This window comes from Streptococcus toyakuensis (assembly GCF_024346585.1).
GTDB classification, from domain to species: Bacteria; Bacillota; Bacilli; order Lactobacillales; family Streptococcaceae; genus Streptococcus; species Streptococcus toyakuensis.
Window position 1 is genome coordinate 1,144,441 of record NZ_AP024523.1, and the last position, 18,785, is coordinate 1,163,225.

Annotated in this window: 36 protein-coding genes; 8 read left to right on the forward strand and 28 right to left on the reverse strand. The window is 38.1% G+C overall.

Annotated elements, in window-relative coordinates; genetic code table 11:
* Positions 1-12: 12 nt before the first annotated feature.
* Both mazE and STYK_RS05865 read left to right on the forward strand, forming a co-directional pair.
* Positions 13-228, forward strand: coding sequence for a type II toxin-antitoxin system PemI/MazE family antitoxin (mazE, locus tag STYK_RS05860; protein WP_261804680.1), 216 nt, complete (start codon positions 13-15; stop codon positions 226-228).
* A complete protein-coding gene (locus tag STYK_RS05865; RefSeq protein WP_261804681.1) occupies positions 212-565 on the forward strand; it encodes a type II toxin-antitoxin system PemK/MazF family toxin in 354 nt (117 codons plus the stop codon). The genes mazE and STYK_RS05865 overlap by 17 nt, the downstream gene beginning before the upstream one ends.
* A gap of 20 nt (positions 566-585) precedes the next feature.
* Here STYK_RS05865 and STYK_RS05870 read toward each other — a convergent pair whose 3' ends face one another.
* The 24 genes from STYK_RS05870 to STYK_RS05985 all read right to left on the reverse strand — a co-directional run bounded on the left by STYK_RS05870 (position 586) and on the right by STYK_RS05985 (position 11,005).
* Positions 586-819: a DUF3310 domain-containing protein gene (locus STYK_RS05870; RefSeq protein ID WP_261804682.1), complete on the reverse strand. Its 234-nt coding sequence runs from the start codon at positions 817-819 to the stop codon at positions 586-588.
* Positions 804-1,160: a hypothetical protein gene (locus tag STYK_RS05875; protein ID WP_261804683.1), complete on the reverse strand. Its 357-nt coding sequence runs from the start codon at positions 1,158-1,160 to the stop codon at positions 804-806. Before STYK_RS05875 ends, STYK_RS05870 begins: the two co-directional genes overlap by 16 nt.
* Positions 1,157-1,552, reverse strand: a complete 396-nt coding sequence (locus tag STYK_RS05880) for a YopX family protein (RefSeq protein WP_261804684.1) — start codon at positions 1,550-1,552, stop codon at positions 1,157-1,159. Before STYK_RS05880 ends, STYK_RS05875 begins: the two co-directional genes overlap by 4 nt.
* On the reverse strand, positions 1,549-2,040 hold the full coding sequence (locus tag STYK_RS05885) for a MazG-like family protein (RefSeq protein WP_261804685.1): 492 nt from the start codon (positions 2,038-2,040) through the stop codon (positions 1,549-1,551). The genes STYK_RS05880 and STYK_RS05885 overlap by 4 nt, the downstream gene beginning before the upstream one ends.
* A complete protein-coding gene (locus tag STYK_RS05890; protein ID WP_261804686.1) occupies positions 2,037-2,297 on the reverse strand; it encodes a DUF1372 family protein in 261 nt (86 codons plus the stop codon). Before STYK_RS05890 ends, STYK_RS05885 begins: the two co-directional genes overlap by 4 nt.
* Positions 2,294-2,482: a hypothetical protein gene (locus tag STYK_RS05895; RefSeq protein ID WP_261804687.1), complete on the reverse strand. Its 189-nt coding sequence runs from the start codon at positions 2,480-2,482 to the stop codon at positions 2,294-2,296. Before STYK_RS05895 ends, STYK_RS05890 begins: the two co-directional genes overlap by 4 nt.
* Positions 2,479-3,003: a DUF1642 domain-containing protein gene (locus STYK_RS05900; protein ID WP_261804688.1), complete on the reverse strand. Its 525-nt coding sequence runs from the start codon at positions 3,001-3,003 to the stop codon at positions 2,479-2,481. The genes STYK_RS05895 and STYK_RS05900 overlap by 4 nt, the downstream gene beginning before the upstream one ends.
* A gap of 11 nt (positions 3,004-3,014) precedes the next feature.
* Positions 3,015-3,530, reverse strand: coding sequence for a RuvC family protein (locus tag STYK_RS05905; RefSeq protein ID WP_261804689.1), 516 nt, complete (start codon positions 3,528-3,530; stop codon positions 3,015-3,017).
* Entirely contained in the window at positions 3,527-3,859 is a 333-nt protein-coding gene (locus STYK_RS05910; protein WP_261804690.1) for a hypothetical protein, read from the reverse strand. The genes STYK_RS05905 and STYK_RS05910 overlap by 4 nt, the downstream gene beginning before the upstream one ends.
* A gap of 13 nt (positions 3,860-3,872) precedes the next feature.
* Positions 3,873-4,082: a hypothetical protein gene (locus STYK_RS05915; RefSeq protein WP_261127995.1), complete on the reverse strand. Its 210-nt coding sequence runs from the start codon at positions 4,080-4,082 to the stop codon at positions 3,873-3,875.
* Positions 4,083-4,451: 369 nt separating this feature from the next.
* Positions 4,452-4,877, reverse strand: coding sequence for a hypothetical protein (locus STYK_RS05920; protein WP_261804691.1), 426 nt, complete (start codon positions 4,875-4,877; stop codon positions 4,452-4,454).
* Positions 4,878-4,988: 111 nt separating this feature from the next.
* Complete coding sequence (locus STYK_RS05925) at positions 4,989-5,825, reverse strand: PD-(D/E)XK nuclease-like domain-containing protein (protein WP_261804692.1); 837 nt, start codon at positions 5,823-5,825, stop codon at positions 4,989-4,991.
* A gap of 3 nt (positions 5,826-5,828) precedes the next feature.
* Positions 5,829-6,800 (reverse strand): recombinase RecT, encoded by a 972-nt coding sequence (locus STYK_RS05930; RefSeq protein ID WP_261804693.1) that lies wholly within the window; start codon positions 6,798-6,800, stop codon positions 5,829-5,831.
* A 13-nt stretch (positions 6,801-6,813) separates the two neighbouring features.
* Positions 6,814-6,951, reverse strand: a complete 138-nt coding sequence (locus tag STYK_RS05935) for a hypothetical protein (protein ID WP_261804694.1) — start codon at positions 6,949-6,951, stop codon at positions 6,814-6,816.
* Positions 6,948-7,127 carry a hypothetical protein gene (locus STYK_RS05940; protein ID WP_261804695.1) on the reverse strand — a complete coding sequence of 60 codons (180 nt, stop codon included), beginning with the start codon at positions 7,125-7,127 and terminating at the stop codon, positions 6,948-6,950. The genes STYK_RS05935 and STYK_RS05940 overlap by 4 nt, the downstream gene beginning before the upstream one ends.
* Before the next feature lie 105 nt (positions 7,128-7,232).
* Entirely contained in the window at positions 7,233-7,376 is a 144-nt protein-coding gene (locus STYK_RS05945; RefSeq protein WP_173212775.1) for a hypothetical protein, read from the reverse strand.
* A gap of 16 nt (positions 7,377-7,392) precedes the next feature.
* Positions 7,393-7,740: a hypothetical protein gene (locus tag STYK_RS05950; protein WP_261804696.1), complete on the reverse strand. Its 348-nt coding sequence runs from the start codon at positions 7,738-7,740 to the stop codon at positions 7,393-7,395.
* 2 nt (positions 7,741-7,742) lie between these two features.
* Positions 7,743-8,054: an excisionase gene (locus STYK_RS05955; RefSeq protein WP_261804697.1), complete on the reverse strand. Its 312-nt coding sequence runs from the start codon at positions 8,052-8,054 to the stop codon at positions 7,743-7,745.
* Positions 8,055-8,133: 79 nt separating this feature from the next.
* Positions 8,134-8,301 carry a hypothetical protein gene (locus tag STYK_RS05960; RefSeq protein WP_261804698.1) on the reverse strand — a complete coding sequence of 56 codons (168 nt, stop codon included), beginning with the start codon at positions 8,299-8,301 and terminating at the stop codon, positions 8,134-8,136.
* Entirely contained in the window at positions 8,301-9,113 is an 813-nt protein-coding gene (locus STYK_RS05965) for an ATP-binding protein (protein WP_261804699.1), read from the reverse strand. The genes STYK_RS05960 and STYK_RS05965 overlap by 1 nt, the downstream gene beginning before the upstream one ends.
* 11 nt (positions 9,114-9,124) lie before the next feature.
* The gene (locus STYK_RS05970; RefSeq protein ID WP_261804700.1) at positions 9,125-9,973 is read right to left on the reverse strand and encodes a DnaD domain protein; all 849 of its coding nucleotides are present in this window, start codon (positions 9,971-9,973) and stop codon (positions 9,125-9,127) included.
* Positions 9,970-10,197, reverse strand: coding sequence for a helix-turn-helix domain-containing protein (locus tag STYK_RS05975; protein WP_261804701.1), 228 nt, complete (start codon positions 10,195-10,197; stop codon positions 9,970-9,972). The genes STYK_RS05970 and STYK_RS05975 overlap by 4 nt, the downstream gene beginning before the upstream one ends.
* Positions 10,198-10,209: 12 nt before the next feature.
* Positions 10,210-10,395 carry a helix-turn-helix domain-containing protein gene (locus STYK_RS05980; protein ID WP_173212781.1) on the reverse strand — a complete coding sequence of 62 codons (186 nt, stop codon included), beginning with the start codon at positions 10,393-10,395 and terminating at the stop codon, positions 10,210-10,212.
* Between the two features lie 355 nt (positions 10,396-10,750).
* A complete protein-coding gene (locus STYK_RS05985) occupies positions 10,751-11,005 on the reverse strand; it encodes a hypothetical protein (RefSeq protein WP_173212783.1) in 255 nt (84 codons plus the stop codon).
* A gap of 206 nt (positions 11,006-11,211) precedes the next feature.
* Here STYK_RS05985 and STYK_RS05990 point away from each other — a divergent pair, with 206 nt between their 5' ends.
* Positions 11,212-11,907 (forward strand): hypothetical protein, encoded by a 696-nt coding sequence (locus tag STYK_RS05990; protein ID WP_173278584.1) that lies wholly within the window; start codon positions 11,212-11,214, stop codon positions 11,905-11,907.
* A 282-nt stretch (positions 11,908-12,189) separates the two neighbouring features.
* On the opposite strand, the gene STYK_RS05995 is transcribed toward STYK_RS05990, so the two are convergent.
* Both STYK_RS05995 and STYK_RS06000 read right to left on the reverse strand, forming a co-directional pair.
* On the reverse strand, positions 12,190-12,327 hold the full coding sequence (locus STYK_RS05995) for a hypothetical protein (protein ID WP_153192915.1): 138 nt from the start codon (positions 12,325-12,327) through the stop codon (positions 12,190-12,192).
* Between the two features lie 72 nt (positions 12,328-12,399).
* Complete coding sequence (locus STYK_RS06000; RefSeq protein WP_001094379.1) at positions 12,400-12,675, reverse strand: hypothetical protein; 276 nt, start codon at positions 12,673-12,675, stop codon at positions 12,400-12,402.
* Positions 12,676-12,849: 174 nt separating this feature from the next.
* Between STYK_RS06000 and STYK_RS06005 the strand changes: the two genes are divergently transcribed.
* From STYK_RS06005 to STYK_RS06020, 4 genes are all read left to right on the forward strand, one after another.
* Positions 12,850-13,665 (forward strand): S24 family peptidase, encoded by an 816-nt coding sequence (locus STYK_RS06005; RefSeq protein ID WP_390625123.1) that lies wholly within the window; start codon positions 12,850-12,852, stop codon positions 13,663-13,665.
* A 185-nt stretch (positions 13,666-13,850) separates the two neighbouring features.
* Positions 13,851-14,285 (forward strand): type II toxin-antitoxin system PemK/MazF family toxin, encoded by a 435-nt coding sequence (locus STYK_RS06010; RefSeq protein ID WP_173229719.1) that lies wholly within the window; start codon positions 13,851-13,853, stop codon positions 14,283-14,285.
* Positions 14,286-14,513: 228 nt separating this feature from the next.
* A complete protein-coding gene (locus STYK_RS06015) occupies positions 14,514-15,110 on the forward strand; it encodes a CD20-like domain-containing protein (RefSeq protein ID WP_173229721.1) in 597 nt (198 codons plus the stop codon).
* 231 nt (positions 15,111-15,341) lie between these two features.
* Positions 15,342-16,484: a tyrosine-type recombinase/integrase gene (locus STYK_RS06020; protein ID WP_261804702.1), complete on the forward strand. Its 1,143-nt coding sequence runs from the start codon at positions 15,342-15,344 to the stop codon at positions 16,482-16,484.
* An 87-nt stretch (positions 16,485-16,571) separates the two neighbouring features.
* Here STYK_RS06020 and STYK_RS06025 read toward each other — a convergent pair whose 3' ends face one another.
* Positions 16,572-16,847 (reverse strand): HU family DNA-binding protein, encoded by a 276-nt coding sequence (locus tag STYK_RS06025; RefSeq protein ID WP_001284642.1) that lies wholly within the window; start codon positions 16,845-16,847, stop codon positions 16,572-16,574.
* A 107-nt stretch (positions 16,848-16,954) separates the two neighbouring features.
* Positions 16,955-17,794: a DegV family protein gene (locus tag STYK_RS06030; RefSeq protein WP_060628263.1), complete on the reverse strand. Its 840-nt coding sequence runs from the start codon at positions 17,792-17,794 to the stop codon at positions 16,955-16,957.
* Between the two features lie 140 nt (positions 17,795-17,934).
* On the opposite strand from STYK_RS06030, the gene STYK_RS06035 reads away from it, so the two are divergent.
* Positions 17,935-18,783: a YitT family protein gene (locus STYK_RS06035; RefSeq protein ID WP_261049670.1), complete on the forward strand. Its 849-nt coding sequence runs from the start codon at positions 17,935-17,937 to the stop codon at positions 18,781-18,783.
* Positions 18,784-18,785: the final 2 nt, after the last annotated feature.

The following is an 18,785-nucleotide window of genomic DNA, read 5'->3' on the forward strand; positions in this document are numbered from 1 at the left end:
AAGGAGAAACAAATGAATACTGTTAAAACTCGTAAGGTTGGGAACTCTGTCACTGTGACCATTCCGAAAACACTCAATGTTCCAGAAGGTCAGGAAATGTTTGTCTACAAGGGTGTAGATAATGTCATTGTCCTAGCTCCAAAAATTCCAGACCCATTTAGTCGTGATGCGGATCTACGCATGGAAGATGACTTCGAGGGGGTGAAATTCCTTGACAGCGAAATATGATTACATCCCAGAAAAACAGGACATCATCTGGATTGACTTTGACCCGTCTGTTGGACGTGAGATTCAGAAACGCCGTCCTGCTATTGTCGTCTCGCGTAGAGAATATTCGGAGCGGACTGGATTTGTAGCTGTATGTCCTATTACACACGGTCAAAGCAGACTAGAAGAACAAGACCTGCTCGTTCCTGTGCGTTCCAATAAGGTAGACGGCTCTGTCAATCCACTTCAACTCTATACTTTTGACTTTAGAGAGCGCAGGGCTCAAAAAATCACAACCATGGATACAACCAGTTTTCAGAAGGTTGTCCAACTCTACAACTTCATCTTTGAAGCCTAGTCCTTATGAATTGGGCTTTTTTAGTTCTTCTCTAATTCCTCAATCAGCCAGTCAAGGTTCTTACGTGCTTTCTTCAGATCTTCAAGACCGTTCTTCTTTTGGTGTCGTAGTATATACTTCAAGCTGTTGCCTAGATAAAAGCCTTTCAGCTGTTCTGGTGTCATGAAGTTTCTTAAAACATCGATAGATTCCATACCATACCGACCTTGGTAGTGGCTTGGTTTGTTTATATTATCAATTATTTCTGGGTCCATTTGATAGCCTCCAAAAGTTCTAAGATTATTCGGTTCCATTCTTCAATTGTTGATTCTCTAAAATCAAACTGAGACATCATTTCAGCTCTTTTGAATAATGCCCTCTTAAAGAATGAAGTTTTTTTAGAAAAAACCACATCATCTGTTTTGAATTCGGTTATGATTTTCTTCCCATATCCCTCTATCTCAACATGGACTCTTGTTTTTCTATAGAGAGGTAGAGGCTCCGCCCAAACACTTCCTTTCAAGTCTGATTCATCGACTTTTTTAAGCATTAACGATATTTTCTTAGTTTCACTCTCTTTTTTAGCGCCACTGAAAGGGTATCTTTTTGGTCTCATTCCTTATCCTCCATAAGTTCAGGGTTCTCGTAGATGTTGCCTTGAAGGTATACATTGCAGTTTTCAATACAGTCAAATAGATTATCCCAGACCTCTTTTTCTGTGCGTATATCTAACAACTTAAACATACCTTTATCAAAGACAATCTTTGCGCTACCACTATCTTCAAATTCGTCCCAATAGGTCCAGAGGATAATATCTCCTTCAAAAAGTTCTTTGCCAAGCTCATCACTAAGTCCTGTTGATTGCATGAGCACTAAATCTTCCGCTGAAACCATGTAAGTAATTCCATCTCCAATACAATATAGCTCATCTTCAAGCCAACTGATGTGGTCAATTTCATTATCCATTTCTTGCCTTTTCTTTATCCACGCTCTATATCTTGGTATCATCCTAAATCCTCCTCTTTGACAAACGTACCGTCAATCCATTTACCCTTACGGTCTTTGATTTCTTGGTAAGCCAGTTCAAAACATTCCTCGAAGCTATAACCAAGTGCATTGCTGATTGATTTTAGATGACCAATCAATAGAGTCAATGATTTTATACGTAAGGTCATAAGTTTCAGATGTTGTTCTGTTTGAATGTTGCTAATACATGTATTTGCGTACGCGAATGATGTCATAATATCGTTCTTTCTAACATTCTTCGACTCTTCAAAAATACTATCCACATCCACTTTGCTCAGCAAGGCCAGACCGACAATCACGACTGTACAGTCTCCGATACTATCCTTGGTCAGTTGCTCATTCTTCTTGAGATAGCCAGCGCATAGTTCGCCGAACTCCTCACTAAGCTTAAGTGACTGCTTGTCTAGTCGTCCACCGTTTTCAAGGTCACGGTCAATAAACCATTGTTTTACGTTTTCTAGTGTGTTCATAGTAATATCTCATCCCCTACTCTAATCTTCTCAAACTGCTCTCTAGTAACTACGAAAATCCCATAATCTCTGATAGTCACTGTATACAACTTGCCATGTCGTCCTTTTTCAACGACTTTACCGAAAATCTCAGCGCCTGCGTTATCAGCCTTGTAGATAACCATCGGCTTCTTTTCTTCCAAATCTCGAATCCTGTCCATCTGCCAGATGTTTAGTCCAGCAGATAGCAAAATCCAGATTGCGATAAATCGTTTCATTCTGTGACCTCCTTGCTATCTAATTTTCGTTTTTCAGCTTCCTTCAATCGGTCAATTTTGGTGCTGACATAAGCCACAGCATGTGATAAAAGAGGGTTAGGGTATAACGGTAGCATTTTGAGTATTCGTTCGTAATACTCAAGTTCTGTCTCTTCTTTAGGAGTAGTTGTTCTGATTTTAGTCATTCCTCCACCTCCTCAATCTCAATCCCTGGGCAATCGAATACCCAGCCGAAATCCGCATCTTCTAGTTGTTTGCGAGTGTGTGCTGAACGAAATTTTTTATCTAGTTTTATATCCGCTAACGTCCAAGCGTCAAAGCGTTTAATAAAGGTTAAGTAACTATATGATGATTCAATCCATTTAAACCTTACATAGTACCGTTTCTCTTTCTCGACCTCGTATCCATCCAGCCATGCACGGGCGAAGAGATCTCTGTTGGATTTCTTTTGATACCATTCTGTAAATTCATGGCTTCCATCGCTACAAGCATAATGCAACGCATCCTCTAGTTCTGGGCTTTGTTCTCTTGCTCCTTCAATCACATCCGCCACAAACTGCGAAACTTTGACTGGTCGAGGTTCGTCTAGTTGTTTGATTAGATCAATTGCAGTTTCGGTCGGAATGCCTTTGACTACAGTTCCAAACATATTCAAACCATGAATCCCGGTTTCTTCAAATTCTTTAATCAATTCCTGCTTATTCATCTTCTAACTCCTCAACTAACCTTGTGGCTTTCCAGATTTCCAAATTCTTGGCCATGATTTACAAAATACGAACCAATCAGAATCGCATCGGCCTCGTCGTCTTTGACGTTCAGGTCGAATTCATCAGACACCTTAGCAACTGCCTGCAGCTTCATCGATTTTTTGCTACGGTCTTTGTAACTAAACTGCCAATACTTGCGCCAGGTCGAAACATTCACGAAAAATACATTGTCAGCAATCAGTCGGCCAAGGATAATGCCTGTCACAATTCCAATACTGATCATGGACTGCTGATTTGGCCCCATGACTGAGTTCTTCTCGACCACAATCGATTCAAAATAGCAGTCGTACTTATGGAGCGCTCTCGATTGAATCGCTCGCAATTCACTAGCCATGAACCGGCCACGTTCAAAGAACGACTTACTTTTATGTTTTAAGACACCACTCTGGACAAGGTCAGAGCCGTGAAATACGGCCCAGCCTGTCGCAGTAGTTGAAATGTCTAACGATAATGTCAGAGATTTCATTGTAGTTCTCCCTTGAATCCACAGAGATCAAATAGGTTTCGTTTATTACTCTCAACAAACTCAAAGAACTTCTGAAGTTCGGCTAAGTGGCGCTTTTCTCTCTTGATTCCAAGGCTCGTATGATACTCTGTCGGCATTTTCGGTGTCGCCTTAATATCTAACCAGTAGAGAGGCTCAAACACGTCGCCACTTGTATCAAGAGAAGCATCTGCATCTGTATTTCTAAAATGCATCTGCATATCATATTCAATTTTATTGGTGATCGTGATGGTCTTGTCCACGATTTCAAGTGTGATAGCTGTTCCTGGTATATCGATTTTGTTTAGCATTTATTTTCTCCTTTTAAAAAAGTGTTGTTTGCAAAGGGTACACATCTTCAAATGACACTCCGACTCTTAGACAGTCTCGTTTGATGTCCAGTGTAGAGATGACGTACTTGACACCATTATTTTTCTTGTCATAGTGTGGATAAGTGTAGCCATCATTTTCTATTTTTTCGATGATTTCAGACTTTGTTTCAGGACAGATTTCTGTCCAGTTGATCCATTCCATTTTTATCCTCCCACGATACCGTGCCAGATATTAGACACTCTTTATCCAACCTGCTAGCAAGTGTGGTTCGATTGTAAATACCGTGGCTGGTTTCGATACAGTCACTGTAAATATTTTTAATTTGTACAATTTTAAAAAATTCTCCATTTTTAAAAACTTTCACGTAATCGCCTTTTTCAAGTTTCATATTTCTGACCAAACCCCCACGCCTGCCAAATTGTGAGCAAGGCAAGCGTGAGTGAAATTCTTTGCGTCATTCGTCCAAAGTCACATAAGTGTCACTGACGCATTTTCTAGTTCGCAGTTTTACAAGAATGCCCGGCTTGTTGGTTTTTGAGTTGTTTCCAAAATGGAAATAATTGGTTTTGGTTATTTTGATTCTCTAACAGCAAACATGTCCTCGAATTCATCTGTCTGCTCCTTAAATTTCATCGGGATGTCCCCTCTGAAATAAAATCCATTTTCATCCAATTCCCCTTTAACTCCTGTCGCCCAAGATAAGAAAATTGAGCCTTGGCAGTCAGGACAATTCATGAATTTAAAGTAAGACGGGACTTTCCACCGCTTCGTGCATCCGCAAAATGGGCATTGTAAATCAACATCTACCTTCTCGCTTGGTTTCTGCGAAACCGCTGGACTTCCGCTAAATTTTGCTGACAATCTATCTGTGGCTTCTTTGATATTGACAGAATCTATTTCAGCTATTTTTTCAGCATCAATTTTAAAAACTGTCTTTGTATCCCCGGGCTCTTTCTGACTTAAATCCTCAAGAATTTCATCAGACCCTGTAACCATTTGATAGGCTTTGAATAAGGTTTAATAGTCAAGTTCCTGCGCTCTCTCAAAACTCAATTTTACGTCATCTTGTTCAATATAGATTTTCATTCTTTCCTCACTTTTCCAAACTTAATAATCACTTTCAATCAAGTCATTCAAGCTAACTACTGCATTCAGTTTTTTCAGACTCCTGCAATAATCGCAATGACCACATTTTTTAGGTTCTTTCTGACCTTGGATAACATCCCAAACTTCGACAATTTCAGACTTGATTTTGTCTAAACCTTCTTCAAGCCATTCATCATCGATTTTCAAAATGTCACGATCTGGAACGTTTTCCTTGCTGACCGCTACAATGTATGGTCTAAAATCATTCCCAGTCATTTGTTTCAGCAATTCACGATATAGACCAAGTTGTCCATGATATCCAAAGTTCAGAATATTGTTAACTGCTGCAGGAACTTTCTTTTTAAGTTCTACGCTCCGTTCTTCAGCGTAGATGGACTTCATGGTTTTCAAATCCACGAAATAGCCACGACTTAGATTCACGCTATCCAGCTTTCCTTTTACTGGTACGCCCTCGATTTCTCCATAGACAATCAACTCTTTTTGAACCTCATCTGACGGATAACCGTGATACAAATGATTAAATCCATCATCGTCCTTTAGGCTTGCAATCATCTTATCACCAATCACAAAGTCAGATTTTAGATTTCCCTTGTTCTTGCCTGTCTTAGCAAGTAGTTTGTCACCATTTTCATCCATGAACTGCTGATGTGCTTCTTCGCTTTCAAAGTAACTATGAACGTAGTTTCCGAGTAGGAGAGGGGTCTCGTCCCTCTCTTCTACCCATTGCCCACTGTCCAAAGCAAAAGCCTTAGCCTGGCATTGCTGATACCGTTTAAAGCGTGAGTTGGTCAAGTAGCTTGTATCCTGGTAGTAGTTCTCTTGTGTTAGTTCTTCCATAGCCTACTCCTTAATGTTGGTCGTGTTTCCCTCAAAGAAACTAATCTCTTCCAAAACTTCGCCTGTTTCTTCGTCAAAATCTGGAATTTCATCTGCTGGGTATTCGGTAGAAGCTAACTCTTCAGGATCTGCCGTTTTTTCAGCCGTTTTTGGGGGTGTTTTGGTGTCTGCGGTAAATTCTCCATCTAACACGTTGTCGACCTCTGTGGGCGTGCTAGGAGCTTTTAAAATATCATCTAATGTTTCAACTTCTTCTCTCACTGGTTCAGCTTCTTTCACTTGGCGCTCGTTATCATACTCATTTTCTGTAGTACGGTTCACAGCATCAATAAATAAGTCATTGTCATCACTGGTATTAAAGAACTGTTTCGCCGCACGATTGATAACTGTGCGCTTAGCCATTTCTTGAGGAAAATTATTCTGAACATTCTTTGTTTTTGCTTGTGCCCAAGACTTGTCAATTTCTTTTTTGGTCATAACGGTCAGGATTTTCTCCCCATCCTCTTTTTCGATAATGCAATAAGCTCCTGCGATTGGATTGTCTGCATTAACCCAATCCGTTTCATGGCTAACAAAAACTTTCCGACCGTTTTCGTTCTTAATTTGGAATTTGTCACCCTCATAGATAACTTCTGCATAAATATCTTTCACTTCTGGTAATTGCTTAACAACTTTCATAGTGCCAAAATATGATCTAGTCAACTTAACAGTATTTCCGTAAGGGATAAAATAGCACTGAGTCTTTGCAGGGCTAAGCCCTTGAGTTACCATGTCAAGGAGTGCATTGTAGATACTATCTTGAGTGCACATCTGGAGCAAATTCCCACTGCTGGAATTTTTTAGAGCATAATATGCTGAACTGAGTGCATTGCTAACGCTATAATTCTGTGCAATCATTAGCCCCTCGTTTTGCATTTCTCCAATGCGTGCTGCAACTGGTGATGTAATTTGTTTTTGTGTTAGTTCGTTTGTCATCTTGTTTTTCTCCTTATACTGTGTAAAGCTCTTCGCCTGTTTCATCGTCACAAATTCCTAGACCACCTAACGCTCTATAATTTTGTGCAACTTGATTCCAATAGCTCATATTTTGATAGTATGTTGATTCTGATATTTGTTCGTAACTCATTTTCTTCTTCCTTTCGTCTTCTTCAAATTCCAATTTTCACGTTTTATACGTCTATTTTCGTTTTGTAATTTCAAAATAATATTTTGTTGGTTGTTGATAATTTCTCCGAGCTCAATTCCAAGATGCATATATTCAGCTCGCCAGTTGTCGATTTCTTCGTGTAGCTCCTGGATCATATTTCATCACCCACGTATCGATACTGCCCACATCCAACATAGATGTACTGGCTTGGGTCAAGCTCTTCATGTTCTTCAGGCGGTTGAATCATATCTCTGTCATAATCAAACATGAGCATACACCTTTCCAAGTTCCAGAACTCGTTTCACATATCCGGCCTTGGACGTTAGCCCAAGATCCAGTAATTCGTTTTTTTCTTCATGATTGGCCAAAAGCCACACACGGTTTTCAAGTTCAATTCTAGTCATTAGCGTCTCCTTTGCTCTATCCCAAATACTTTGCATGGCGTGCTCTTCGTGGTTCTGGCAAGGCTAGTGGCTCAGGACGCAATCCTACAGGCGGTTCATTGTCGTATGTGAAGCCCTTGAACTCCCGACGGACATTCTTGCGGATTTCTTGACGCTGTGCCTCTCTACCACGTTCGTATGCTTGGTTGTACCCTTGGATAATCATAGACGCAAATTCTTGCTCTTCTCGTCTCTCTTCTTCCTTCTGGCGGATTTTCTCCTCTTCCTGCTTATCCAACTGATGAGCTATAAACCCTGCGATGATAAATCCTAAAATCACTGCGCCAGTTCCTAAAAGCTGGCTAACTAATGGTGGTTCAAACATTTTTATACTCCTAACATTTTTTCTTTTTTCATATTCTCAAGCATTTCAGCTAAAGTTTCTTTCTTCGTACGATAGCGATTACGACTTTTCCATTTGACGAACATGCGAAATCCTTCGTAATCGATAAATACAATCTTATGCGTCGGGTTATCGATGAACTGCTTAAAGTCAGGATGCTCACGCATTTCACCTGCCCATACTTTTGCAGTCCCCGGAGTCAACCCTTCCCACCTCTGACAAAGATGTTTGTAATCACCATGCGTGGCTTTTTCGTCCACATCAACTGGCTTATAAGTAATTTCTGTTTTAGGCATGGCAATTTCCTCTCTTTCGTGTTATAATTTAGTTAGTTTTTTTAGTATGCGCCTGATTGCCGTCAGGTGCTTTTTTGTTTCAACTCGTATAAATCCCGCCATTTCTGGCAAAGGTTCGTAGTTCATTCATCTTTCTTGTAAACTGGTAGTCGCTTGTAATCAGCAATCGCTCTTTCAGCAAGCTAGACAATCCGTAATGTTTTTCTTCAAAATCCTCTATTTGTTCTTGTCTTGTTTGTTGTTTCATCAAAATGGTAATGTCCTCCTATCTTCTGCACTGTCAGGATATTTGAAAGTCATTTCTTTCGCACCTTTGGCTACTCGACTAACTAGACTTGCATCAAATATCTTAACCATGTCCTTGCCAATTAAATTAGTTGTGACAATCGTCTTATCCCTTGAATCAAGCAAGTTATAGAGAAAGTCCTGCTTCCACTGTGACTGATCACCTTTCCCAAAGTCGTCTAGTATCAAGTAGTCGACTTTTTTTAGTAGGTCAAGCCATTCATCAGTTGTCCGAGCGTCCTTTTTATTAAATCCACTCTGGATTTTTTGAAACATAGAAGGGACATTCATAAACAGTACACTCTTGGGATTATTGTTAGCCTTGAAGTCTATATTCAACTTCTTAGCAATCGCAATAGCTAAATGAGTCTTACCTCTGCCAGCTTGTCCAACAATCACTGCATTCCCTCGCCCATCTTTGAAGTAATGCCTTGCTACTCTTAGAGCAAAGTTTTTAGCATGTTCGTCTGTCTCATTCGATACAGTGAACGTGCTGAAACTAGCGTCCTTCATATCGCTTGGCATTAAGCTATTTCTAGCTAATACTTCAAACGTGTTACTCAAGATAGACGAGATATAAGCCTGTCCGACCATTTGCAGTTGTTCTCGTTCCATATCTTCACGCTTGCACTCAGGGCAAAATGTAGGCTGATACGGTTCTTTTCGATTAGTAGCCCGAACTGGTTCTTTAAACGTCCACATGAAGCAGGAATGCTTTTGGCAAATCTCTTTCTCATTCACATAATGGAGCGGTTCAAATCCTAATCTCTGCATCTTATCCCCTCCTAGAATGGCAACTCGCCATGATATTCCTGACGCACTGCCCTAGCGCCACCAGAATAAGTAGGTTGTTTCTTAGGCTTCTGCCTATTCTCGACTAACTCAACAGTCACTAGACCTTTCTGCTTCCAATCTCTCAAGATGCTTTCAAGATATTTGAAGTAAGGTTTCCCATTGCCCACACATTCCTTGATTGCTAACTTGATAACCTCTTTACTATGGTCTTGTAAGAAGTAATTCAAATCTTCAATCTCAAACGGTGTTGGGTATCTTCCAAACTCTGAAAAAATCCAGTTATAGACAATTCCCAAATCATTTTCTGCTGGGGCGTCCTCCATACTATATAGATTATTACCACCAGCATCCTCTGGTTCAGTAAGGTTGGTTATATCAGGTTGGATATTATTAGGTTGGTTAGACTTAACATTTTTAAGTTCTTGAACTAAAGTTTCTTTAGTTATCCCCTTAACATTTTTAAGTTCTTGAACTAAAGTTTCTTTAGCCCTTAATTTCTGAGGATACAGTAAATTTGCTAGCCTAACACCTTGCCTTCTCTCTTTCAACAAACCATGTTCTATCAGTTCTCTTTTTAATTTAATTACTACTGGTTCGCTTTTTTTAATCCAATTACATATTTCAGCATTGGTAGCTATAACATACAAATGTCCATCTTTGTCAGTAAAGTGTTGTTTGTTTTTTTGAGATAATGAAACACGATCGATTAAAATACCATAAATCATAACAGCTAGCGGATCTAATCCTGAGAAATAATCATCTTCTATTAGCCGATACGGAATTTTAAAATATCTCTCGTGATTATCCATGTCTATCTCTGTAAAGTATTGGTCATTCATATCTCTCCTAAACTATGATTTAATTCGTATTTTTTACCTAAAAAAATAAAATCTTTTTTAACGTTGTATAAACGAGCTAGCTTGTCTAATAAATCAACTGGAATTTTAGAACTGTCATGCTCATATTTCAACAATGTTTGTTGATGGATTTGTAGCTTATCAGCAACCTCTTTTGCAGATAAATTGTAATTTGTTCTTATTGCTCGTAGCGTCATTTCCTGCACGCACTCACCCCCTTATCTAAATTCATCCAAGCTGACTTCCAGTGCATCAGCAATTTTGCACATATTCGTCCATGACATCTCTTTCATCCTTCCAGCCTTTAGGTTAGAAAAATTAGATGGATGGACATTTGATTCTTTGGCCAATCTGTACATCGACCAGCCTTTTATTTTTAATTGTTTTTCAATTTTATTCCACATCAGAAATACCATATGTTGTGTTTTTCAATCACATCAGATCCTTTCTTATACAATATGTTGACAATCAAATATGTTTGGTTTATAATATATCTTGACTAAGACCTCTCACGTTTTAGTCAAAATTCCAATAGAAAGGAGGTAATGTTATGACTCATTATTGGTATAACGATCGCGTTGATACTAACAATAATCACGAAGTACATAAACTTTCTTGTAAGTATCTACCTGATACAATTCATTCCACGTATCTAGGAAAATTCGACTACAATTTTCAAGCCATGGAATATGCTAGGCAAACCGAACCCTACAAGCAGTTTGACGGTTGCTACTTTTGCATGCCAACCGAACATAACGGCTAATTTGACTGAGTTGCTTCCTGCAACTCTTTTTTATGCTCTCGATTGCTAGCAATTGTTGAACGATACTCTTGAATAAAATGGTACTTCATTGTCTCAATAAAGAACTTCCGTTCATCAATCAACATTTTCCTCAAAAATTCGCATTCTTTTCTTAGTGCAATCAATTCTTGTATTCCTTCTGCTGCTGTTTGAGTTACTTCTGCTAATTTTTCCATACCAGAAATATCAACATTAACATGTGGCTGTTCCATTATCGTTCCCCCTTATTTTACTTTCCAGCGCCCTGAGTTCAATCTCATGGCTGACTTGTCTAAATAGCTTCTCACACGCTATTTTTGCTTCTCTGTACGTTGTGTTCTCGCTGATGAAGTAATCAGCAAGTTCAATGATCTTATCTTCCAATTCTAACTCGCTTTCAAATGTGGTATAATCAAAATAAAACGATTGGAGAAATCTCATGTCTAAAAAAACTTGTTTTGTAGTTTCCGCTATTGGTCAAGAAAAATCAGAAATCAGGAATCATTCAGATAGTGTTTTAAAACACATTATTAAACCAGCATTATCTGATAAGTATGATGTGACAAGAGCTGATGAATTATATCATTCTGATAAAATAGATGAAAAAATATTTAAGGCTTTATCAGATTCAGACCTAGCTATTGTTGATATAACAGGAAATAATCCAAATGTCTTTTTGGAACTTGGCTATCGTAAAGCCTTAGATTTACCAACTATATTTTTAAGACAACAAACCGATGAAGATATTCCATTTGATATTCGGACAATCAATATCATTCAGTATGATTTAAAAAATGCCAGCGGTACAAATATGCTTGATTCTGTTCAAAAAACTATTGAACGAATTCAAAAAACCGAGGAAACTTTAGATTTTTCAACATTGAAAAATAAAAATAATGATGAAAAAGACTACGTTACAACTCAAGAATTCTCGCAATTAACATCTACAATTAACAATATTTATGACGCTGTCGAAAAATTGTCACATGAAGTGAAAAATATTTCAAAGACTAATCATTCTACAACTCAAGAAGATATTATCATGATGGCCTTCCAAAATCCTGAAAAACTAGAGAAATTCTTTGAGTTGCAGAATAAATACCCTAACGTATTTTCTCCTAATAATACTAATTAGCTTGCTCTAGACGAACTAACCTTTCTTCTAATCCCTTAATGTAGCCTTTGAGGTAATTTACCATGGCTACATTTTTTTCTATCTCTTCCTTTAGAGTTTCTAATTCGTTCATTTTTCTACTCCTTATCTTTTTTATCACATCGGTACTTCACTATCTGACGGATAGTGAAAGATACAATCACAAATCCTGCTAGGATTATCAAACCAACATTTTCATCCATTGCTTTTCACGGCAAATGATGGTACACTATCAAGTAGAGGTTGGGGCTTCTGCCCCTTTCTCTACTTTTTGTTTTGAAGCTTACGTTTGTGTTCTAAGATTTGTTTGTGCCACAAACGTGCTTCTCTGACTAAGCCTAGTGCCAAGATGACGGTTGCAGTGTCCTTGGTTGCTAGGCTTTTTATGATGTGTTCCATCATTTGCCTTACCTCCTGTTTTATTTTGCTCTTAGAGCAACAACCTGCCAAGGATTCGAACCTTGGTGATACCAATCAGGCTACATTCATTTTATCAAGCATTCCTGCAAATGCTGCATCAAAACGAATGTCATCGATTTCCTCTTGAGTGAAACCAGCATCAAGAAGGTAACGCTCTTGGCGTTCAATCTCCTCTGCTAACTCTGTCCATCCAAAAGCGAATTGACGGCAGTTAGTACAGAATGTTTCAAGTTGGCTGTAGAGGAAGTTTTCCTCGTAAGTACCTTGGATTAAAGTTTCCTTAGCTACTGCTTTAAAGATGTTGATTGCTTTCTCGTTTAATGTGTTCATGGTGTTTCCCTCCGGTTTGTTTTTGTTATTTCCTTAAGCTTGATTATATTATACTACGAATTAAATCGTACGTCAATACTTTTTTAGAATTTTTTCGTATTTTTTTCGAATTTTTTATTTACAAATACGAAAATAAACGTTATTATATAGTAAAAGACAAAAGGAGAAAAAAGAATGGCCAGAGGACGAGGAAAGTTAACTCCTCAAGATAAAGAGGATATGAAAGTCTTTTCCGCAAACCTTAATGCGATTTTGTCGGATAGAAATTGTAAGCAAGTTGAATTGTCCAGAGCGACAGGTATACCTGCTAGTACTTTAACAGGCTATGTAAAAGGAACTTCTTTGCCTATACCTGGAAATGTACAAAAGATAGCTGATTATTTTGGAGTATTGAAATCGACTTTAGACCCGAGGTTTGCAAGTGAAGATCCATCTATTGAAATTACTCCTACCACTTCCCCAATCCAATCCATCTACGACCAACTAGCACCGCCTAGACAAGGCAAAGTCCTGACTTTTGCCGAAAGGCAACTAGATGAGCAAAAAAACGAAGATAAAACGAAGGTAAACGAAGTATCGGAGAAAGTTATCGACTTGTACCAAGTTGAGGTTGTATCTGAGACGGCAGCAGCTTGTGGATTCAACTATGGATTCGGATACGACGATACAGACAGAGAGACTATAGAGGTTGACGAGCGACCACCACGCTACGATATTGCGACTAAAGTTAGCGGAGACTCCATGCAACCTGACTACCAAGACGGAGACATTCTCTATTTAGTAGACAAAGGACTGACTACCTATAGTGGAGACCTAGCAGTTATCGCATACGGAGACCGTTCTTACTTTAAGAAGATATATACCGAAAACGGACGCTTACGCCTCGTATCGCTCAATGACAAGTACGAGGACATCATCCTAGACTTCCCACCAGCCGAAGACACACACATCAAGATCTATGCAGTTGTCGGGGTGTATAGAGGGGAATAGAACCAGCTGTTTTCCATTTTGGAAACAACCACTTGACAAAATTTTAAAAAAGAAGTACACTAATAATGTCAAAAGCCTTGTTCGTCAAGGATACGATACTTACTTATAAAGCCTTGTTCGTCAAGGACAAAACTGTCTGGTGTACTTCTAAGAGGTACACCTTATTTTATTATCTGGAGCATTATATGAAATTTCAACAAGGCGAAGTTTATCTAATCAACTTCCCACAAAAAGGTGGGAATGAATTTTACGGAAAACACTACGCTATCATCTTAACAACTCCTGACAAAGCCGATGGAACACTACTAGTAGCGCCTTTAACTGGTAAAAAATCAGGAAAGAAATATCGTGGTGGTATCACGATTGAAAATAATAAATATCAAAACACTCCTTCCAAGCCAAAAGCCTATGCTTATGTCCGAAAAATCCAAGAAATAGACAAACGGAAAATCGTCTATAAAACAAAGAAAAAGATTGATAGCGATGGACAAGTGATGCTAGATGCAACAGGAAAAGAGTTATATGATAAAGTCTATAAACCAGCTTACAAACTAGATACAAACGACCATAAAAAACTACTAGACAAGATAAAAGAAGTTCTTGGGCTAGATTTATATTAAATAAAAAATTGACTTTTCTTAAAATTAGGGTTAGAATAGAATCATAAGGTCGCTTGACGACAAAATAGATGATACTGTCCCAAGAGGACAATTCTAGCCCTGCTCTTATGAGTTGGGCTTTTAATTTTTTATTTAACATCTATTCCTATTTTGGAAATAGTTACGTAAAACGGAAATAAAAAAATGTGCAATAACTGATCCACATTAAAAGCTGAGAGAGGTTTCATTATGAATGAAGAACGCAAAGTTTTAGGTATTTTGGCTATTATTTTTGGAGCGATTGCTCTATTTGGGTCTTGGATGCCTATTATTAACAATCTATCTTTTGTTATTGCTATCTTAGCGCTTATATTGGGCTTGATAGGTCTAGCTATCAACAGAAAAAGGCCAAAAATGTTGGCTATCATCGGTACAGTCTTAGCAGTCGTATCAATGGTTATTGTTATCGCTACGCAATTGATGTATGCCCGTGCTTTGAATAACGCTGCTAAAAACGTTGAAGAAACTGTTAGCTCAGTAAGTTCTTCTATCGAATCATCACAAAAAGAAGAGGATGCTAAATTTAACTGGACAAAAGAACAGTTTGACGCTCTTCAGATGGGCGACATCATGAATTATGGAGCTGGTGGAACTAACTACGACGATATTGTTAGCGTTCATGGAGAACCAAATAATATAAACACTACTACTGTCAATGATCATGAAAGTAGAACAGTTTCATATTCTTCAGCAGGAACAAAAATCCGAAGCGTTACTTTGACATTTAGCAAACAAGAAAGTGGTGCTTATTTATTGACTGCTAAAGTCGGCATCGGATTGGAATAAATTTATTTTCATGATATAATTAAGTTACTTAGAGGCAAGCCCTCATAATTTTAGACTTTGAGCCTTTGCGCTCCAGGGGAAGTAACTTAACTGTTACTTCCCTTTTTAAAAACTAAAAATCCCCACGCTCTCCGACGGCCATCTTTGAGTGTGAGGATATCCTGTATAGTAAACGGCATTAAAAAGCCTGCTTTACTATACCTATTTTATCAAGAAATGAGGTGAAAATCAATGTGGGTAGAACAACATAAAAGCGGAAAAGTAAATTTTTTTGAGAGATATAAAAATCCTTACACCGAAAAATGGTCTAGAGTTTCAGTTCTCATGGAAAAAGATACTCCTCGCATCAGAAAAGAAGCTCAGAAACAACTTGAAATAAAGATAGCAAATATTCTGAGTGAACTAGAAAGCTCAGAAATGCTTTTTACGGAACTTTTCGACCAGTGGTGGTCATTCTATAAACAAGAGATTAAACGTTCTTCTATCGCTTCATTAAGCGGAAATATCAAAGAGATAAAAGATGACTTCGGAATTGGTATCAAAGTTTCTAAAATTGATCCAAAATATGTTCAATCATACCTAGATAAACTCGATTGCTCAAGGAATAAAAAAGAGCGAAATAAGTCCATGCTAAATCTTGCTTTTGATTATGCAATAGACCTTGGCATTATTAAGGATAATCCAGCTAGGAGAGCTAAGCTTCCAAGAGTTCAAAAGACATTAGAAGATTGGAAAAAGGTAGGACAGAAATATCTTGAAGAAGATGAAATCAAACTACTGCTTAAAGAGTTGTATCGTAGGCCAAGCACCTATCGAATCGGACTACTCTCTGAATTCATGAGCCTGAATGGTTGTCGTATTGGAGAAGCTGTGGGGATAGAGCCTCATAATGTTGATTATGAATCTAACACCCTGCAGCTTCACGGAACCTACGACCACACGAATGGATATCAAAAAGGTGAAAAAACTTCACCAAAAACACTAGCATCCTATCGTGAAACCGTCATGACCACCCGTGAAAAAGAGATATTAGAAGAGATGGAGTTCATGAATGAACTGGAGAAGAATACCAATCCTCGCTATAAAGATATGGGCTTCATTTTCACCACAAAAAATGGAGTTCCTTTGCAAACAAACTCTTTTAATCTAGCTCTAAAGAAAGCTAATGAAAGACTTGAAACACCAATCCAGAAAAACCTTACTAGCCACATATTCCGTCACACGCTGGTAAGTCGACTTGCTGAAAACAATGTACCTCTTAAAGCTATTATGGATCGTGTGGGGCACTCCGATGCAAAAACAACCACTCAAATATATACTCACATCACAAAACAAATGAAATCAACGGTAGCAGATGTCATGGAAAAGTATTAGTCTATGCCCCAAAAATGCCCCAAAAGCAAAAGAAAAGCCTGTCACACAAGCTCAAGTGCTTGATATGACAGGCTTTTTGAACGCCAATTATTTAACAGCGTCTTTAAGAGCTTTACCAGCTTTGAATGCTGGTACTTTAGAAGCAGCAATTGTGATTTCTTTACCAGTTTGTGGGTTGCGACCTTTACGTGCAGCACGCTCACGAACTTCAAAGTTACCAAAACCGATCAATTGAACTTTTTCACCAGCTGCAAGGTAGTCAGCTACTGCTGAGAATACAGCTTCAACTGCTGCTGCTGAGTCTTTCTTAGTCAATTCTGTAGCTTCTGCTACTTTAGCGATCAAATCTTGTTTGTTTGCCATGTTAATGATTCCTCCAATTTAATTTCTAATTAACAATTATAATCATATCCTAAAATCCCTTTTAGGTCAAGTTAAAAACGCTATTTCTTCCCATTTTATTTATTTTTTTAAGAGTAGTAACGTACTAAAATAGCCCAAGCGTTCTCACCCGTGTGAGTTTGAATAATAGAGCCCGTTTCCAAAACTGAAATTGGCTTTTCAACATAAGCTTGTAAGCTTTCTTTCATCTCTTTGGCCCAATCAGCACTGCCAGAATATGAAATTCCAATCTCTGCTACAGAACGTTCAGAGAGCGACGTTATCAACTCATCTAACCATTTTTTAAAAGTTTTAGCTCCACGACCTTTAACGATTGGCTGCAATTCATGGTCTTTCATCTGCATGACAACACGTATATTGAGAAGGGAGCTCAACAATCCAGTTACACGGCCAATTCGTCCACCTTTGACAAGATTTTCCAAAGTAGAAACACCAATATAGAGTTCTGTGTGGTTTTTTACCTCTTCTATGCGAGTTAAAATTTCCTCCATATCTTTGCCTTCTTGTGCTAACTTCGCAGCCTCAACAACTTGGAATTTCAGGGCTTGGTCAGTGAAGGAACTATCAATAACTGTCACATCGGCAGTAGATAAGCTAGCACCTTGACGTGCCGCTTCTACAGTACCAGAAAGGGCATGAGACATATGAATAGCAAGAATCTGGCTACCATCCTTGCATAGTTCTTCAAAAACTTCAGCAAAGACACCTACAGGTGGCTGACTTGTTTTCGGAAGATTCTTACTTTCTTGCATCAACTGAAGAAATTTACCTTCTTCTTTCAAATCCGCATCAGAATAAACAACATTATCAATCATTACAGATAACGGAACAACAGTGATATCTAATTGTTTTACTAGTTCAGGTTCAATAGTAACAGATGAATCGGTTACAATTTTAATTTTTGTCATAGTATCAATCTTTCTATTTTAGGATTCAGATTGGTTTTCTTACTTTTAATTATATCAAAAAAAGATTAAAAATCCTAATGGAGTCAATCAAATTTTCCTTAAAAATTTGATATAATCTACTTATAAGAAAAGAGGTCCCTATGATTAAAAAAATTTATCCCATTTTAACCATCTTACTAGGTGCTGCTATTTATGCTTTTGGGCTAACTTATTTTGTAGTTCCCCATCATCTCTTTGAAGGAGGGGCGACGGGTATTACCCTCATCACCTTTTATCTTTTTAAAATCCCTGTTTCTCTCATGAACCTGCTGATTAATATTCCCCTTTTCCTCCTAGCTTGGAAGATTTTTGGAGCAAAATCTCTCTATTCTAGTTTACTAGGAACCTTAGCTTTGTCCGCCTGGTTAGCCTTTTTTGAACGTATTCCCCTTCATATTGATCTTCAAGGTGATTTACTGATCACAGCCCTTATAGCTGGGATTCTATTGGGAATCGGTCTTGGAATTATCTTTAATGCTGGAGGTACAACTGGCGGAACTGATATTCTAGCTCGTATTCTCAACAAATACACTCATATATCTATGGGGAAACTGCTCTTTATCTTAGATTTTTGTATTCTCATGCTCATTCTCCTAATCTTCAAGGACTTGAGATTGGTTTCCTACACGCTCTTATTTGATTTTATCGTTTCTCGTGTCATTGATTTGATTGGCGAAGGTGGCTATGCAGGTAAAGGATTTATGATTATCACAAAACGTCCTGACCAACTTGCTAAGGCGATTAATGATGACCTAGGAAGAGGCGTTACTTTCATCTCAGGTCAAGGTTATTATAGTCGAGAAGATTTAAAAATCATTTACTGTATTGTCGGAAGAAATGAAATTGTGAAAATGAAGGAAATGATTCATCGAATCGATCCTCAAGCCTTTATAACCATTACAGAAGCCCATGAAATCCTTGGAGAAGGATTCACCTTTGAAAAAGAATAAAA